A 15,798-nucleotide genomic window follows, 5' to 3' on the forward strand; every position below is an offset into this window, starting at 1 on the left:
TTCGCTTCAGGTAAAAAATTACTGGGGATTCCTCAGCCCTGTGGGAGAAGGCCGGGATGAGGGCATCAGGCCGCACTGATCAACGGCGACGCTGCCAAAGCCATAATGCGGCAATCGCAATCGCAAACAGCCCGCCAAACCCGACGCCAATCCCCACCACCGGCACGCCCACTTTTACTGCCAGTGAATAAAGCCCCAGCATCAACAGCATCGCCAGGTTTTCACCCAGGTTTTGTACCGCGATGGCATTTCCCGCCCCGACGGTCTGCTTGCCCCGTTCCTGCAGTAACGCATTGAGCGGCACCACGAAGACCCCCCCGAGAATACCAATCAGGATCAGGAGCGCATAAGCAGGCAATAACGCATGCTGCAGCGAGAAAATAAGCACCACCACGCCGATCAGGATCCCTGCCGGCATGCAGCGTGCTACCGTCTCAAGCGTGACCAGCTTCGCCGCCGCGCCTGCCCCAACCACAATCCCGATAGCCACCATCGCATTCAGATAGGTTGGCGTCGCGTTGTCGGTGATCCCCAGCGCCACCGGCACCCACAGTACCAGCAGGAAGCGCAGCGTAACGCCTGCGCCCCAGAACATACTGGTGCCCATCAGGGAGAAACGCGTTTCACCGTTACGCCACAGCACACGACAGGCAGTAAAGAAGCTGCCGGTCATTGGCTTAAAGCGCCAGGACTGGCCCGGGCGAGCCACCGGCAGCTTCGGAATAAACAGGTTAGCAACGACCGCCCCGCCATACACCACTGCACACACGCCCAGGGCCGCCAGAACATGCCAGTCGGCCAGGACGCCGCCCGCGACGGAGCCGAGCAGGATAGCGGCAATCGTTGAGGACTCCATCAGGCCATTGGCTTTGACCAGCTTATCTCCCGTGGTCAGCTCTCCGAGGATGCCATACTTCGCCGGGGAGTAGGCGGCAGCACCGATGCCAACCAGCGTATAGCCAACAAACGGATTGAAACCAAAACAGATACTGGCTGCGCCCAGCAGCTTGAGTCCGTTGGCAAACATCATCACCCGGCCTTTGGGGAAGCTGTCCGCCACCTGTCCGACGAAGGGAGCAAATATAATGTAAGCGCCCACAAACACCATCTGCAGGATCGGCTGGCTCCAGTCGGGGTAAAACTCGGCCTTCAGCAGCGCCAGCGTGGCAAACAACAGCGCGTTATCGCCAAACGCAGAGAGAAACTGCGCGGCAATGACCGCCAGCATGCCTTTCGATCTGAGCGAGGTGTTAGTGTGTACTGACTCACGCATTTTGCTGTTCCGCCTCTTCAACCATACCTTTCAGGGTCACGAAATCGGGCTTCCCGCTTCCCAGCACCGGAAGCTGCTTCAGGTAGCGAATATCGCGCGGTACCGCCAGCTCAGGAATACCATGTTCACGCGCATAGCTGAGCAACCTGTCGCGCTTGAGCTCACTGTCGGTTGTAAACAGCACCAGCGCCTCGCCTTTGCTGGCATCGCTCTTCACGACCGTGGCGTGCATCTTCTCGGCGGACACGGCGGTCGCCAGCTGCTCAACCATTTCCAGAGAGACCATTTCACCGGCAATTTTGGCGAAGCGTTTTGCACGTCCCTGGATTTGTACAAAGCCTTGTTCATCAAAGCGGACAATATCACCGGTATCGTACCAGCCGGTTTCTACCTCGCCGTTGACGTTCTCCGCCGTCGGCGCTTCCAGCACGCCTGGGTTTTCCACGCGCAGATACCCGTTCATCACGTTTGGCCCTTTGAGCTGCAGACGGCCGCCTTCCTCTATGCCCGGTACCGCCAGCAGACGCGCGTCCATCCCCGGCAGAATGCGGCCAACCGTTCCCGGTTTCGCCGCCATCGGCACGTTAATCGAGACCACGGGCGCACACTCGGTCACGCCATAGCCTTCGAGAATGCGCAGACCAAACTTGTCCTGCCAGATCTGACGCGTGCTCTCCTGCAGTTTTTCTGCGCCAGCCACCACATACCGCACGCGATAGAAGTCATACGGATTGGCAAAACGCGCATAGTTACCCAGGAAGGTTGAAGTCCCGAACAGCACGGTGCAGTTACGGTCATACACCAGCTCCGGCACAATGCGGTAATGCAGCGGGCTGGGATAGAGGAACACTTCAGCGCCGGTTAGCAGCGGCGTAAATAGCCCGACCGTCAGGCCAAAGGAGTGGAACAGCGGCAGCGCCGACATAAACCGGTCGTTCGCGGTAAAGTCGGCAATACTTTTGATCTGCTCAACGTTTGCCAGAATGCTCTTGTGGCTGTGGACAACGCCTTTTGGGTTGCCTTCAGAACCCGATGTGAAGAGGATAATCGCGTCATCTTCCGGCTGCTGTTTGACCTGGGCCAGACGCGGCATCAGCAGATGCGCAAAAATCCACAGCTTGTCGCCGGTGGTCACGTCCGCTTTCAGATCTTCCAGGAAGACCCAGCGCACCTGAGTGAGCTGCTCGGGAAGATGCCAGAGCTTGCCTTTGTCCAGGAACTGACGGGAGGTAAAGACGGTGTTAATCTGAGCGGCGGTGATGGCGCTGGTCAGCCCCTTCACACCCGCCGTGTAGTTCATCATCGCCGGAATACGGCCCCGTGAAACCGCGCCAAAAATCACCGCCGCGCTGATGCCCGCGTTAGGCAGCATCAGGCCAATCTTTTCGCCCTTTTTGCTGTACTTCTCCAGTATGCGGCCCACAAACAGGGTCTTGGTCAGCAGTTTGCGATAGGTATCCGGGGTAAAGTTGATGTCTTCGATACAGTTTTTCTTCGCGCCATAGCGGTACTGCGCAGAAAGCAGGGATTCGTACAGCGTTTCGCGCGGACGAACGGCCATACGCGCTTCCATCATGATCTGATGCAGCATCTCCCCGGCGATCTTACGGCGATCGCGGGCACGCGGCGCGTCGGGCATCGGGAGCGACGTTGGTGGCAGAATATGCAGCGTGATGGTGGGGAACAGACGCTGCTTCACCAGCCCTTTCAGACGACTGAAATGGGTTAGCTCCGCCCCTTCAATACGCAGCGGCACCACGGTCGCTTTCGACTTCGCCGCGACAAACCCCGCACCGTCGTAGATCTTCATCAGCGATCCGGTCACTGAGATACGCCCTTCCGGGAAAATGACCACCGGGCGCCCCTGCTCTACCAGACGGACCAGATGTTTAATCATCATCGGCTTTGTCGGGTCGAGCGGCACAAAATCAATCAACGGCGTGAGCCAGCGCATGTACCACTGCTGGCTAATGGATGTATAGACCGCAAACACCGGACGCACGGGCAAAAACAGTGCCAGCAGAATGCCATCGATAAAGGAAACGTGATTTGGTGTGATTAAAACGCGTTCACCGCGAAGCGCCTGGGCATCGCCCGTGACGCGGATGCGAAAGAGGATACGGAAAAGTGTACGGAAGAACCCAAATAGCATCTCAACTCCCTTTGCCAGCCAGTGTGGAGGGTTGATAGTAAATGGTGGCAGATTACACGAGAAGTGATACGGGAGCGACAGCAAAAATGGAGGCGAAAAAAAACCTGCGCATCCGCGCAGGTTGGTGCAAGAGATGAGTACGAAACCGTACTAAGAATTCTCACCAATCAATACCTCTGGGATCTCGACTTTAGCAATCTCTTTCACGTCCTCGCTATCTGACAATCGCAACAGCCTGAGGCAAAGTGTAACTAAAGGTTCAGAATGACATTCTTCAGACACGACTGGGCGTGTAACGATTACACCGCCAGGGTTGTTCTGCGTCACGTTTGTGGAGAGCGGGGATCCGCTCCCCTTGAATGCGCGGCGCTTTTCCGCAACACTATTTGGTGTGTAAACGCTTACCCCCTATAAGAAGGTATTGAATGGCGACAATAAAGGATGTGGCCCGTCTGGCAGGTGTCTCGGTAGCCACCGTCTCGCGTGTGATTAACGACTCCCCCAAAGCCAGTGACGCATCGCGCCAGGCGGTACAAAACGCCATGGAATCTCTGAACTATCATCCCAATGCCAATGCCCGCGCGCTCGCCCAGCAGGCCACAGAAACCATTGGTCTGGTAGTGGGAGATGTTTCTGACCCCTTTTTCGGTGCCATGGTAAAAGCGGTTGAACAGGTTTCTTATCAGACAGGCAATTTTTTACTGATCGGCAATGGCTATCATAATGAGCAAAAAGAACGCCAGGCCATCGAGCAGCTGATCCGCCACCGCTGTGCGGCGCTGGTGGTTCACGCCAAAATGATCCCGGATGCCGAACTGATTCATCTGATGAAGCAGATCCCCGGGATGGTGATCATCAACCGTATTATTCCCGGTTTTGAAAAACGCTGCGTGGCGCTCGACGACCGCTACGGTGCCTGGCTTGCTACCCGTCACCTGATCCAACAGGGCCACACCCGGATTGGCTATCTCTGCTCAAATCACCCGATTTCTGATGCTGAAGATCGTCTGCAGGGCTACTACGATGCCCTGCGCGAAAACGGTCTGCCGTGTAATGACCGGCTGGTAGCCTACGGTGAACCGGATGAGAGCGGCGGCGAACAGGCGATGACCGAACTGCTGGGTCGCGGCCGAAACTTTACGGCAGTGGCCAGCTATAACGACTCCATGGCCGCAGGGGCGATGGGGGTATTGAATGACAACGGGATTGAGGTGCCGGCAGAAATCTCACTGATTGGCTTTGATGATGTGCTGGTCTCCCGCTACGTCCGCCCGCGCCTGACTACCGTACGTTATCCGATCATCACGATGGCAACCCAGGCCGCGGAGCTGGCGTTAGCACTGGCCGAGCAACGCCAGCCGCCGGATATTACCCATCTCTTCAGCCCAACCTTAGTGCGCCGTCACTCCGTTGCGTCGCCTGCGGAAGCGCAGAGCGAATAACGGTAAAGGTGTACCGTCTTATCCGGGTACTCCAGCGCATCGCCCATGTACTGCCAGCCGTAACGTTCATAGAAGTCTCGGCAGGCAGACCACAGATGGAGCGTCTCATACCCCGCCTGCGCGGCGAAGGAAATAACATGCTGCTGAAGCTGCCCCGCCAGCCCTTTGCCGCGCGCCGCGTCGTCAACGTACAGCGCCGCCAGCCACGGAAAGAGATCCTGTCGGGTGATGAGATCGCAGCGCCAGAGCCCCACCGTGCCCACAAGCCGTTCGTCTTCCAGGGCAATAAAGGTCAGCGGTAATGCCCCCGGCGTCTGGCTATGCTCCACGATGCTGTGGAAAAATTCCCGTGGAAGCCCCTCGCCAAAGGCCTGCCAGATCCAGTCGGTCACCTGCTGCGCATACTGCGGCGCATGATAAAGCGGAAGGATGGCACTCTTTTTCACGTTTCACCTGAGTTTTTCAATGAATATGCAGGCCTGACGGCTCCCGCTCGGTTTGTCGATTATCTTATCAGAATCGTTTTACTGCCGGCAGGCAAGGATGTCGGCTGACGAATCGTTACCGAAAAGCGTGATCGTGGCGGAGTTTTTGCCCTTTCCGCATCGCTTATACGCCGTGAGGTCTGTGTTAAACTGCAGACCAATACGTGGAATCAGGAATGTAGAATGGCAACAATGCTGGATGTCTCACTGCGTGCGGGCGTGTCGAAGGCCACGGTATCGCGCGTGCTGAACGGCACAGGTCAGGTTAAAGAGAGTACGCGCCAGCAGGTGTTTGCGGCGATGGAAGAGCTGGGCTATCGCCCGAACTTTCTCGCGCGTTCCCTGGCAAACCAGACCAGCAACAGCATTGGTCTGGTGGTCTCGACCTTCGATGGCTTTTACTTTGGCCGCCTTCTGCAACAGGCGTCGCGGCAGACCGAAACCCACGGGAAACAGCTGATCGTCACCGATGGCCACGACGCGCCGGAACAGGAAGAACAGGCGGTGCAGATGCTGGCCGATCGCCAGTGTGATGCCATCGTGCTTTACACGCGCTATATGAGCGAAAAAGCGATCATCAAGCTGATGAATACCGTGCAAACGCCGCTGGTGGTCATTAACCGTGAAGTGAGCCAGGCACCGGATCGCTGCGTCTTCTTCGAACAGCAGGATGCCGCGTTTAAGGCCGTGGATTACCTGATCAATCAGGGCCACCGGGAGATCGCCTGTATCACCGTCCCAATCCACACCCCCACCGGGAAAGCGAGGCTGATGGGCTACCGCAAGGCGCTGGAAAAGCACGGTATTCGTCTGGACGAGCGTCGGATTAAATACGGCGATGCGGGCATGACGCGGGGATATGAGCTGTGCAAGGAGCTGATTGCCGAAGGTGTGTCGTTCAGCGCCCTGTTTGCCTGTAACGATGATATGGCGCTGGGTGCGTCCAAAGCGCTGCATCAGGCGGGACTGAAGATCCCGCAGGATATTTCCCTGTTCGGCTTTGACGATGCCCCCTGCGCGAAATGGCTGGAGCCTGCGCTGTCATCGGTCTATCTGCCCATCGACAGTATGATTATCACCGCCATCGATCAGGCGATCCGGCTGGCAAAAAACCAGCCGGTCGATGCGATCCCGCCGTTTACCGGCACGCTGGTCTTACGCGATTCGGTCACCACCGGGCCCTACTTTACTCAGATGAGCTCCAGCGCCAGCAGCTCCTGAATAGTCTGGCGGCGGCGGATCAGCCGCGCCTTGCCGTTATCAAACAGCACTTCCGGCAGCAGCGGGCGGCTGTTGTAGTTAGAGGACATCGACGCCCCGTAGGCACCGGTATCATGCAGCACCAGATAATCACCCGGTTTAACCTCTGGCAGCGCGCGGGTTTCCACTTTGCCTCCCTCCTGCTGAGTAAATACGTCACCCGATTCGCACAGCGGCCCCGCAACGACGGTCTCAACGCGCGGCGCCTGCGTTAAATCGCGGCCGTCGGCAGCCAGTGCGGTAATGTGATGATAGCTGCCGTACATGGACGGACGCATCAGATCGTTAAAGCCCGCGTCAATCAACACAAAGTGACGAGAGCCCATCTCTTTCACGCTGCGCACCTGCGACACCAGCACGCCAGCTTCCGCCACCAGGAAACGACCCGGCTCAATTTCCAGTTTCACCGCGTGGCCCAGATGCGCGGCGATTTGGTCACGCGCGGCGCTCCACAGGCCGTAATAGTGATCGGTATCGATCGCCTCTTCGCCTTCACGGTAAGGAATGGAGAGACCACCACCGGCGGAGATCGCCTCCAGATCCTGCCCGAAGTCCACCACCTGGCGCACCATTGCGCCGCACACCTGCTCCAGATGACCATAATCCACACCAGAGCCAATGTGCATATGAATGCCCACCAGCTTCAGGTTGTAACGCTGCAGCACCTCCAGCGCAGCAGGCATATCGGCGTACCAGATCCCGTGCTTGCTGTTTTCACCGCCGGTGTTGGTTTTTTGGCTGTGACCATGGCCAAAGCCCGGGTTCACGCGCAGCCAGACGCGATGGCCAGGAGAAACCTGACCCAGCTGCTCCAGCATATCCACAGACCCGGCATTCACCGGGATCTGCAGTTCGTGCACGCGCGCCAGGGTGGCATCGTCGATGACATCGGCGGTAAAGACGATCGCATCGCTGTCAGCTTTTGGATCAAAACCCGCCGCCAGCGCGCGCTCGATTTCCCCCAGTGACACGGAGTCAACTTTTACCCCCTGCTCGCGCATCAGACGCAGGATATGAATATTGGAACAGGCCTTCTGGGCAAAACGCACCACGTCAAACTGATGCAGGGCGGCGATCTTTTCGCGAACGATCTGTGCGTCATAAACCCACACCGGGCAGCCAAACTCGGCAGGCAGGCGCAGCAGGTTGTCAGCATTCAAATCGGTATCAGTCTGGTTGAGCGGGCGTGGCATGGTCTTCTCCGGGTCATCAAATTTTTTATGATTACGCCACAGCGCAAAGAGAATAAAAAATATCGTTTTATCCCGAGTCTATGCAAAAATGATATGGATGACTCTCAGCCTTCAGGTGCCCTATGCCCGCCGTCAACTTACGCCAGATTGAGATTTTTCACGCCGTGATGACCACCGGTAATCTCACCGAAGCCGCGCAGATGCTGCATACCTCACAGCCGACAGTCAGCCGCGAGCTGGCACGCTTCGAGAAAGTGCTGGGGCTAAAGCTGTTTGAACGCACCCGGGGAAGGCTGCACCCAACGGTGCAGGGGTTACGTTTGTTCGAAGAAGTGCAGCGTTCCTGGTACGGGCTGGACAGAATAGTGAGTGCGGCAGAAAGCCTGCGCGAGTTTCGTCAGGGCGAACTGTCGATTGTCTGCCTGCCGGTCTTTTCGCAATCCTTTTTGCCGATGCTGCTACAGCCTTTTCTGGCGCGCTATCCTGAAGTCAGCCTCACTATCGTGCCGCAGGAATCCCCGCTGCTGGAAGAGTGGCTTTCGGCGCAGCGCCATGATTTAGGACTCACCGAGACCCTCTCCACCCCCGCGGGAACGGAACGTATGGAATTACTCTCTTTAGATGAAGTGTGCGTTCTCCCGGCCGGACATCCGCTTGCCGGAAAGAGCGTGCTCACACCCGAGGATTTTCATGGGGAAAACTACATTAGTCTGTCGCAGACCGACAGTTACCGACAGCTCCTGGATACGCTGTTTGCCGAGCATCAGGTAAAACGGCGAATGGTCGTGGAGACGCACAGCGCAGCCTCAATCTGTGCAATGGTGCGGGCAGGCGTCGGCGTCGCGGTCGTTAACCCGCTAACGGCGCTGGACTATGCCGGAAGCGGGATCGTTATCCGCCGCTTCAGCGTTTCCGTTCCGTTCACCGTGAGCCTGATCCGTCCGCTGCACCGCCCGTCTTCCGCACTGGTAGACGCGTTCACCGAACACTTAGTGGCGCACGCGCGCCAGGTAGCGCTTCGCTTACCTGATCGACAAGCGCCATTATGAGAGTATAAAGGCTACGGCATCCGCTGCGTGAATGGCGGCGGTATCAAATACCGGAACAGGGCTTCGCTCAACCGGCACCAGCAGGCCGATCTCCGTGCAGCCGAAGATCACCCCTTCAGCCCCCTGATGCGCCAGCTTTTCAATCACGCTGACGTAATATGCCCGGGATGACTCGCTGAAGGTACCGAGGCAGAGTTCGTCAAAGATGATCTGGTTGATGCGCGCCCGGTCATGCTCATCAGGGATCAGGCTTTCGATGCCGAACTCACTGTGCAAACGCCCACGATAAAAATCCTGTTCCATGGTGTAGCGCGTCCCCAGCAGAGCCACGCGGCGTATACCGGATGCCGCAATCGCACGCCCGGTGGCATCAGCGATATGCAGGAACGGCAGCGGGCAGCGATCCTCAATGTGCGACGCCACTTTGTGCATGGTGTTGGTACAGAGCAAAATCCCTTCGGCGCCGGCACGCTCCAGCCCCAGCGCCGCCTGGGCCAGGATCTCCCCGGCTTTATCCCATTCTCCGCTCGACTGGCACGCTTCTATTTCATGAAAATCCACGCTGTGCAGCAGCAGACTCGCGGAATGCAGACCACCCAGACGTTGCTTTATTCCTTCGTTAATCAGGCGGTAATAAGGGATTGTCGATTCCCAGCTCATTCCACCTATCAGGCCGATCGTTTTCATCATCCCTCCTTATTATCCAGGATCTTTTTTAACACAACCGGCAGCCATAAAAAAAGGCGCTGAAATCAGCGCCTTTTTAATCTGCAGAGGTTATTCCGTCACCGGCTCTGGCAGAGGATTGCGGGTGAGCATCGCCTCACGCAGTAAAACGCTACCGCAGGCAAACAGCCCACCCAGGATCGCCGACAGAAGGACAATCAGGGCTTTACCCGGGCCATCTTTTTTCACCGGCATGGACGGTGAAAGCTGGTACCTGAAGGGCTCAAGTTTGACGTCGGCAAAGGAGAGTTTTTTCAGCTGTGCCAGGTAGTATTCCCGGTTCTGGAAATCCGCATTCAGCTCGGTCACGTCCTTCAGATTTTTTTCAATCTGCAGTTTTTGCGCAATGCCGTCAGCGCCGAGCGCAACGGAGTAATCCGGGTCATCTTTTACGGCCTGCCCGTTACTGTAGACCGGCTTCTTAATACCCGCGGCATTCGCCACGGCCAGCGAATAATTCAGTCGCTGCAGGTTGGTATTATGAATATTGGTCAGACGAACACGGTCCAGTTCCAGCTGCTGCTCAACGGCTTTCGTTTTGAGGGTTATCTGGCTACGGATATTCTGAATCGTCTCTTTTTCGACAATCGCGGTAATGTAATTGATATAGCCTTCCAGCACGGTTTGCGCATCGCCTGCTGTCGGTGCCGTAAAGCTCAATGTCCAGGAGACATACGGCATTTTATCCGCATCTTTAACCTGAGTGTCATTCACCGCTTTCATTCGTTCTGAGATATTGACTATTGCACGATGCAGCTCAAGCGCATCCACCTCAGTACCTTCCAGCTGCGACGTCACGTAAGGAGAAGTTTTCATGTACTCTTCGAGCAATGACTGCGACTGAAACTTTTTAATAAACAGATCAAAGACTTCCGGGCGGGAAATTTTCGCATCCACGTCAAGGACCTGTAACGTAACCAGCATCTGGCGCAACGGGTTCCACTGCGACTGTTCTGCCTGTGTGATCACGGCTTTACTGGTCCATTTCTGCGGCAGTAAAAATGAAACGGCCAGGCCAACCAGCGTGAAAGCAAGCGTCACGGCGATGATGCGTTTTTTCGCCGCCAGCAGCACTTCAACCAGGCCCAAAAGATCTATCTCTTTAGCGTGTACAACCGGGGTGGCATAACGGGGAAAATCAAGATCTGTGCTTTTTTTGATATCCATCTCAGACATAGGCATTTTTCTTTTTAGGATTCGGCTTAATTTGCGCAAATAATAGCGGTGGTCGGATGATACATTATCCTAAGAATTATCTTAAGCTCAAATCCCTTAATTTATCCCCCCCTGCCAGAGTTGGTAGTGAGTTTCATTACGTTATTATTGTCATAACGCAGAATCATTCCAACTCCGGCATCGTCTGAAGCGTTTATACAGGCAATACGATCACACCCCGATATTGCGCAATTTCTCTCCTGCCATCAGCTTGCGCTCGATATGTTCCAGCGTTACGCCTTTCGTTTCCGGGATCAGCCAGAACGTGACGCCGATAAACACCACGTTCAGCACGGTATAGAGCCAGAACGTTCCCGCGGCGCCAATGGCGTCCAGCAGCGTCAGGAACGTCGCGCCGATGATCATGTTGGACACCCAGTTGGTGGTCGTCGAGCAGGTGATGCCAAAGTCACGGCATTTGAGTGGCTGGATTTCGGAGCACAGGATCCAGACCACGGGCGCGGCGCTCATCGCGTATCCTGCAATACACATCATCGTCATGCCGACAGAAAGCCAGGAAAGGCCACTTGAGGCGGTACCGTTATCAAACTGCATCAGGCAGTAGCCGAGGATCAGCGTACCGAGCGCCATCACGCTGAAGCCAATTTTCAGCGCCGGTTTACGTCCGGCTTTATCCACGGTGAATACGGCAATAAAGGTGGCGAACATGAAGGTCAGCCCGACCACCAGGGTGGCGATCATCTGCTGTTCCGTGGTGGTGAACCCGGCCATTTTGAAAATGCGTGGCGCGTAGTACATGATGATGTTCATGCCGGTAAATTGCTGCATCGCCTGCAGCAGCATGCCGAGGAAGACCGCGCGGCGCACGTTGCGGTTGATCTTAAACAACGCCCAGCCTCCCTGCTTCAGCTTCAGGCTTTCGCGGATTTCATTGAGCTCTTCACGCGCTTTTTCTGAGGTGTCGCGCAGCATACGCAACACCTCTTCCGCCTCCACGTGGCGCCCTTTTTGCGCCAGCCAGCGCGGACTGTTTGGCAGGAAAATCACCAGCACGATCAGCACCAGCGCCGGTAACGCCAGCACGCCGAGCATTGCGCGCCAGTTGCCACTGTAGCTGAAGTAAGTGTCAGAGAGGAACGCCAGCACAATACCCAGGGTGACCATCAGCTGGTACATGCTGATCATCTTCCCGCGGACATTCTCACTCGCCATTTCGGAGAGATAAAGTGGGGCCGTGTAGGAGGCAATCCCCACCGCCACCCCCAGCAGCACGCGGGAGAGCAGCAACACCTCCACGTGCGTGGCAAATGCGGAGCCAATGGAACCCGCGACAAACAGAACCGCCCCGACCATCAGGCTGTATTTGCGCCCCAGACGAAACGAGAGCCAGCCGTTGAACAACGCGCCGATAGCCGCGCCAAGCATCATGCTGCTCACCACCCACTCCTGCAGACGGCTGCTCAGGGTAAAGTGATCGGTGATAAACGGTAAGGCGCCGGCAATCACGCCGATATCCAGCCCGAATAATAAGCCCGCCACGGCGGCGGCCACAGAGACAAACTGGTTCATGCGGCGTGTATCCCGCAGCGCAGCGGGCATAAGGGTAGAGTCATTTATTGATGTCATAGTTTCCTGCCTGAACAGTAAATGCGTTAAGTGAAATTACGAGATAGCGAGAAAAAGTGTCAGGTGGGAAAAGGTGAAGATATGGATTATTTCGCTACGACATAGCGATCTGTGATGGACATTACAATTTCAATTAATGCTGAATAATCGCATTGTTTTACTAATACCTTAATTTTCCAGCAATAAAAGTGTGATGATGGTCATTTATGACTTTTTAGTATGGATTTTTCGTGTTTATCGATATGGACGTTGACAATTTTTGAGCAAAAAAAACCTCCGCCCGAAGGCAGAGGTGTTTGCCAGAAGCCGCTTATCGCGCCAGCCAGCCGCCATCCACCGCCACGGTGTAGCCGTTGATATAGTCCGATGCCGACGAGGCCAGAAACACGACCGGCCCCATCAGATCGCCCGGAAGCCCCCAGCGCCCCGCCGGAATGCGGTCGAGAATTTCCGCGCTACGCTGCTCGTCGGCGCGCAACTGCTGCGTGTTGTTGGTTGCCATGTAACCCGGTGCAATCGCATTCACATTGATATTATGTTTCGCCCATTCGTTTGCCAGCAGGCGGGTCACGCCCATCACGGCACTTTTGGACGCGGTGTAAGACGGTACGCGAATACCGCCCTGGAACGAGAGCATAGAGGCGATATTAACGATCTTGCCGCCGTTCCCCTGCGCAATAAAGTGTTTTGCCGCCGCCTGGGACATGAAAAATACGCTCTTGATATTCAAATCCATCACGTCATCCCAGTCGCGCTCGCTGAAGTTAATCGCATCTTCGCGGCGAATCAGCCCGGCATTGTTCACCAGGATGTCGATATGACCGAATTCCGCCACCGCGCGCGCCAGCAGATCGGGAATGGCGTCAATTTTACGCAGGTCAGCGGTCAGGCTCAGGAAACGGCGGCCGAGGGCCGTCACGCGCTCGATGGTTTCCGTCGGCTCAACGAGATTAATCCCGACGATATCGCAGCCCGCTTCCGCCAGCCCTAACGCCATTCCCTGACCCAGACCGGTGTCACACCCGGAGACCACGGCCACTTTACCCTGCAGAGAGAATGCATCCAGAATCATGTTTGTTCCTTACTCGTTCAGAGCCTGTCACGCACAGGCAGGTTGATACTTCACTGCCCGCGACTAGCGCAGATCGCTGACCGCAACATGGTCCATATCGTCAAAGACCTGGTTTTCACCCACCATTCCCCAGATAAAGGTATAGGCTTTCGTCCCGACGCCGGAGTGAATGGACCAGCTCGGTGAAATGACCGCCTGCTCGTTGTGCATCACGATATGGCGCGTTTCCTGGGGTTGTCCCATCATATGGAACACGCAGGCGTCCTCCTCCATATTGAAATAGAAGTAGACCTCCATCCGTCGCTCGTGGGTATGGCACGGCATGGTGTTCCACAGGTTGCCCGGCGCCAGTTCGGTCAACCCCATGCTGAGCTGGCAGGTCTCCAGCACGTCCGGCACGAAGTATTTATTGATGGTGCGGCGGTTGCTGGTGAGGTTGTCGCCAAGCGTTACCGGGGCAACATCCGCCGGAGTCACTTTTTTGGTTGGACAGGTGTAATGTGCCGGCGCGCAGTTATAGTAAAACTTCGCCGGTTTGCTGCCGTCGATGCTGGCAAAGAGCACCTCTTTTGCCCCTTTCCCCACGTACAGCGCCTCGCGATGGCCAATCTCATAGCACTGGCCGTCGACGGTGATGGTGCCCGGCCCGCCGATGTTAATGACCCCCAGTTCGCGACGCTCCAGAAAATAGCTTACGCCCAGCTGTTTACCGACCTCACCGCCCACGGAGACGGTTTGCGTGACGGGCATAATCCCGCCCACAATAATGCGGTCGATATGGCTGTAAACCATGGTGTAGTTATCAGCCTCGAACACCTGCCCGACTAAAAACGCATTGCGCAGCCCCTCTGTATCCAGCGTTTTGGCGTGCGCACTGTGGATGCTTTCTCTGACGTCCACGGTAACCTCCAGATGTGGTCATGCCCGAAGGCGGAAAATAAACGAAACAACGTTTCGTTTTTCATCATGAGCACATACTATCGGCATAAAGTGGGCTTTTCAATTATAATTAAAACAGTGTTTCATTTTTTATTTTGTTTATAACGAAAATGACGCCCGGATCACAATACGCAGCCAGGCAACAAGCAGCAGGATAAAAAAAACCTCCCGCAGGAGGTTTTATTCGATGAACCAGGATTAGCGTTCGATGGCCAGCGCCACCCCTTGCCCACCGCCGATACAGAGGGTGGCAATCCCTTTACGGGCGTTGCGCTTTTTCATTTCGTGGACCAGCGAAACCAGGATCCGGCACCCGGAGGCGCCGATAGGATGCCCCAGCGCGATCGCCCCACCGTTAACGTTAACCCGCAGCGGATCCCACTCCAGCATTTTGCCAACCGAGATGGCCTGCGCGGCAAAAGCTTCGTTCACCTCAATCAGATCAACGTCAGAAAGCTGCCACCCTGCGCGATCGAGACAGCGACGGGTCGCATAGACCGGCGCGATCCCCATTAACGCAGGATCAACCCCCACGCTGGCGAAGGCTTTAATGCGGGCCAGCACGGGGAGATCGAGCTCAAGGGCTTTGCTTTCGCTCATCATCATAACGGCGGCAGCGCCGTCGTTAATGGAAGAGGCATTGCCCGCCGTGACGGAGCCCTGCGTTTCAAAAGCAGGATTCAGCCTCGCCAGGCCTTCAGCACTGGCGTCGGTGCGCGGCTGTTCATCGGTATCCACGACGATAACGTCGCCATTCTGGCGCCGGGTGCTGACCGGCACAATTTCGTCGCGAAAACGACCGGAGTCGATCGCCGCGCGCGCTTTTTGCTGCGAGCTGAGCGCATACGCATCCTGCAATTCACGGCTGATGCCGTACTCACGCGCCAGGTTTTCCGCCGTCACGCCCATATGGTAATCATTAAAGGCATCCCACAGCCCGTCATGCACCAGGCTGTCGAGCAGCTGGCTATTGCCCAACTGTGCGCCGGTACGGCTGTCGGTCAGTACATGCGGCGCGCGGCTCATGTTCTCTTGCCCGCCAGCAATAACCACATCCGCTTCACCACACTGAATGGCCTGCGTCGCGAGATGCAGCGCTTTTAATCCTGATCCACAGACGTCGTTGATGGTAATGGCAGAGACGGTATTGGGCAGCCCGCCTTTCAGCGCCGCCTGCCGTGCAGGGTTTTGGCCGGCGCCGGCCGTGAGCACCTGACCGAGGATCACCTCGTCCACTTCATGTGCTGCGATCCCGCTGCGTTCCACCAGCGCTTTCACCACCACGCTCCCCAGGTCAACCGCCGAATGACGCGCCAGCGCTCCCTGAAAACAGCCGATAGCTGTACGCAACGCACCCACTATTACGACATCTTTCATCACGACCTCTGTGTTAAATGACATGACG

The 15,798-nt window shown here is 56.3% G+C and carries 13 protein-coding genes; 3 read left to right on the forward strand and 10 right to left on the reverse strand.

All coding sequences use genetic code 11. The annotated features are described in order from the left end of the window. Nucleotides 1–79 precede the first annotated feature (79 nt). Together lplT and aas are read right to left on the reverse strand one after the other, a co-directional pair. Nucleotides 80–1,273, reverse strand: coding sequence for a lysophospholipid transporter LplT (gene lplT, locus EKN83_RS15555; RefSeq protein ID WP_126801250.1), 1,194 nt, complete (start codon nucleotides 1,271–1,273; stop codon nucleotides 80–82). After that, nucleotides 1,266–3,425 carry a bifunctional acyl-ACP--phospholipid O-acyltransferase/long-chain-fatty-acid--ACP ligase gene (gene aas, locus EKN83_RS15560; RefSeq protein WP_126801251.1) on the reverse strand — a complete coding sequence of 720 codons (2,160 nt, stop codon included), beginning with the start codon at nucleotides 3,423–3,425 and terminating at the stop codon, nucleotides 1,266–1,268. Before aas ends, lplT begins: the two co-directional genes overlap by 8 nt. Before the next feature lie 425 nt (nucleotides 3,426–3,850). On the opposite strand from aas, the gene galR reads away from it, so the two are divergent. Then, on the forward strand, nucleotides 3,851–4,867 hold the full coding sequence (galR, locus tag EKN83_RS15565; protein ID WP_025757800.1) for an HTH-type transcriptional regulator GalR: 1,017 nt from the start codon (nucleotides 3,851–3,853) through the stop codon (nucleotides 4,865–4,867). Here the strand turns inward: galR and EKN83_RS15570 are convergent. Beyond that, nucleotides 4,828–5,313, reverse strand: coding sequence for a GNAT family N-acetyltransferase (locus EKN83_RS15570; RefSeq protein ID WP_095450510.1), 486 nt, complete (start codon nucleotides 5,311–5,313; stop codon nucleotides 4,828–4,830). The two genes, galR and EKN83_RS15570, sit on opposite strands and share 40 nt — an antisense overlap. 222 nt (nucleotides 5,314–5,535) lie before the next feature. Between EKN83_RS15570 and EKN83_RS15575 the strand changes: the two genes are divergently transcribed. Then, entirely contained in the window at nucleotides 5,536–6,573 is a 1,038-nt protein-coding gene (locus tag EKN83_RS15575) for a LacI family DNA-binding transcriptional regulator (protein ID WP_126801252.1), read from the forward strand. Here EKN83_RS15575 and lysA read toward each other — a convergent pair. Then, complete coding sequence (gene lysA / locus EKN83_RS15580; protein ID WP_126801253.1) at nucleotides 6,543–7,805, reverse strand: diaminopimelate decarboxylase; 1,263 nt, start codon at nucleotides 7,803–7,805, stop codon at nucleotides 6,543–6,545. The genes EKN83_RS15575 and lysA overlap by 31 nt on opposite strands. A gap of 122 nt (nucleotides 7,806–7,927) precedes the next feature. Between lysA and EKN83_RS15585 the strand changes: the two genes are divergently transcribed. Beyond that, on the forward strand, nucleotides 7,928–8,854 hold the full coding sequence (locus tag EKN83_RS15585) for a LysR family transcriptional regulator (RefSeq protein WP_126801254.1): 927 nt from the start codon (nucleotides 7,928–7,930) through the stop codon (nucleotides 8,852–8,854). On the opposite strand, the gene EKN83_RS15590 is transcribed toward EKN83_RS15585, so the two are convergent. From EKN83_RS15590 to EKN83_RS15615, 6 genes are all read right to left on the reverse strand, one after another. Continuing rightward, nucleotides 8,849–9,541: an aspartate/glutamate racemase gene (locus EKN83_RS15590; RefSeq protein WP_126801273.1), complete on the reverse strand. Its 693-nt coding sequence runs from the start codon at nucleotides 9,539–9,541 to the stop codon at nucleotides 8,849–8,851. The genes EKN83_RS15585 and EKN83_RS15590 overlap by 6 nt on opposite strands. 90 nt (nucleotides 9,542–9,631) lie before the next feature. Beyond that, nucleotides 9,632–10,756: an LPS O-antigen length regulator Wzz(fepE) gene (gene wzz(fepE), locus EKN83_RS15595; protein ID WP_025757793.1), complete on the reverse strand. Its 1,125-nt coding sequence runs from the start codon at nucleotides 10,754–10,756 to the stop codon at nucleotides 9,632–9,634. A gap of 210 nt (nucleotides 10,757–10,966) precedes the next feature. After that, nucleotides 10,967–12,382 carry a sugar porter family MFS transporter gene (locus EKN83_RS15600; protein WP_025757791.1) on the reverse strand — a complete coding sequence of 472 codons (1,416 nt, stop codon included), beginning with the start codon at nucleotides 12,380–12,382 and terminating at the stop codon, nucleotides 10,967–10,969. A gap of 310 nt (nucleotides 12,383–12,692) precedes the next feature. After that, the gene (kduD, locus tag EKN83_RS15605; protein WP_045285832.1) at nucleotides 12,693–13,454 is read right to left on the reverse strand and encodes a 2-dehydro-3-deoxy-D-gluconate 5-dehydrogenase KduD; all 762 of its coding nucleotides are present in this window, start codon (nucleotides 13,452–13,454) and stop codon (nucleotides 12,693–12,695) included. 63 nt (nucleotides 13,455–13,517) lie between these two features. Then, the gene (kduI, locus tag EKN83_RS15610) at nucleotides 13,518–14,354 is read right to left on the reverse strand and encodes a 5-dehydro-4-deoxy-D-glucuronate isomerase (protein ID WP_045285833.1); all 837 of its coding nucleotides are present in this window, start codon (nucleotides 14,352–14,354) and stop codon (nucleotides 13,518–13,520) included. 237 nt (nucleotides 14,355–14,591) lie between these two features. After that, nucleotides 14,592–15,770 carry an acetyl-CoA C-acetyltransferase gene (locus EKN83_RS15615; RefSeq protein WP_025757788.1) on the reverse strand — a complete coding sequence of 393 codons (1,179 nt, stop codon included), beginning with the start codon at nucleotides 15,768–15,770 and terminating at the stop codon, nucleotides 14,592–14,594. Between the last annotated feature and the right edge of the window lie 28 nt (nucleotides 15,771–15,798).

It is taken from the genome of Enterobacter sp. WCHEn090032 (genome assembly GCF_003986875.1).
Taxonomy (GTDB): Bacteria; Pseudomonadota; Gammaproteobacteria; order Enterobacterales; family Enterobacteriaceae; genus Enterobacter; species Enterobacter sichuanensis.

Bases quoted from the DNA above. Each gene is read 5' to 3' on its own strand.
- lplT (WP_126801250.1), bottom strand. From the start codon at position 1,273: ATGCGTGAGTCAGTACACACTAACACCTCGCTCAGATCGAAAGGCATG.
- aas (WP_126801251.1), bottom strand. From the start codon at position 3,425: ATGCTATTTGGGTTCTTCCGTACACTTTTCCGTATCCTCTTTCGCATC.
- galR (WP_025757800.1), top strand. From the start codon at position 3,851: ATGGCGACAATAAAGGATGTGGCCCGTCTGGCAGGTGTCTCGGTAGCC.
- EKN83_RS15575 (WP_126801252.1), top strand. From the start codon at position 5,536: ATGGCAACAATGCTGGATGTCTCACTGCGTGCGGGCGTGTCGAAGGCC.
- lysA (WP_126801253.1), bottom strand. From the start codon at position 7,805: ATGCCACGCCCGCTCAACCAGACTGATACCGATTTGAATGCTGACAAC.
- EKN83_RS15585 (WP_126801254.1), top strand. From the start codon at position 7,928: ATGCCCGCCGTCAACTTACGCCAGATTGAGATTTTTCACGCCGTGATG.
- EKN83_RS15590 (WP_126801273.1), bottom strand. From the start codon at position 9,541: ATGAAAACGATCGGCCTGATAGGTGGAATGAGCTGGGAATCGACAATC.
- EKN83_RS15600 (WP_025757791.1), bottom strand. From the start codon at position 12,382: ATGACATCAATAAATGACTCTACCCTTATGCCCGCTGCGCTGCGGGAT.
- kduD (WP_045285832.1), bottom strand. From the start codon at position 13,454: ATGATTCTGGATGCATTCTCTCTGCAGGGTAAAGTGGCCGTGGTCTCC.
- EKN83_RS15615 (WP_025757788.1), bottom strand. From the start codon at position 15,770: ATGAAAGATGTCGTAATAGTGGGTGCGTTGCGTACAGCTATCGGCTGT.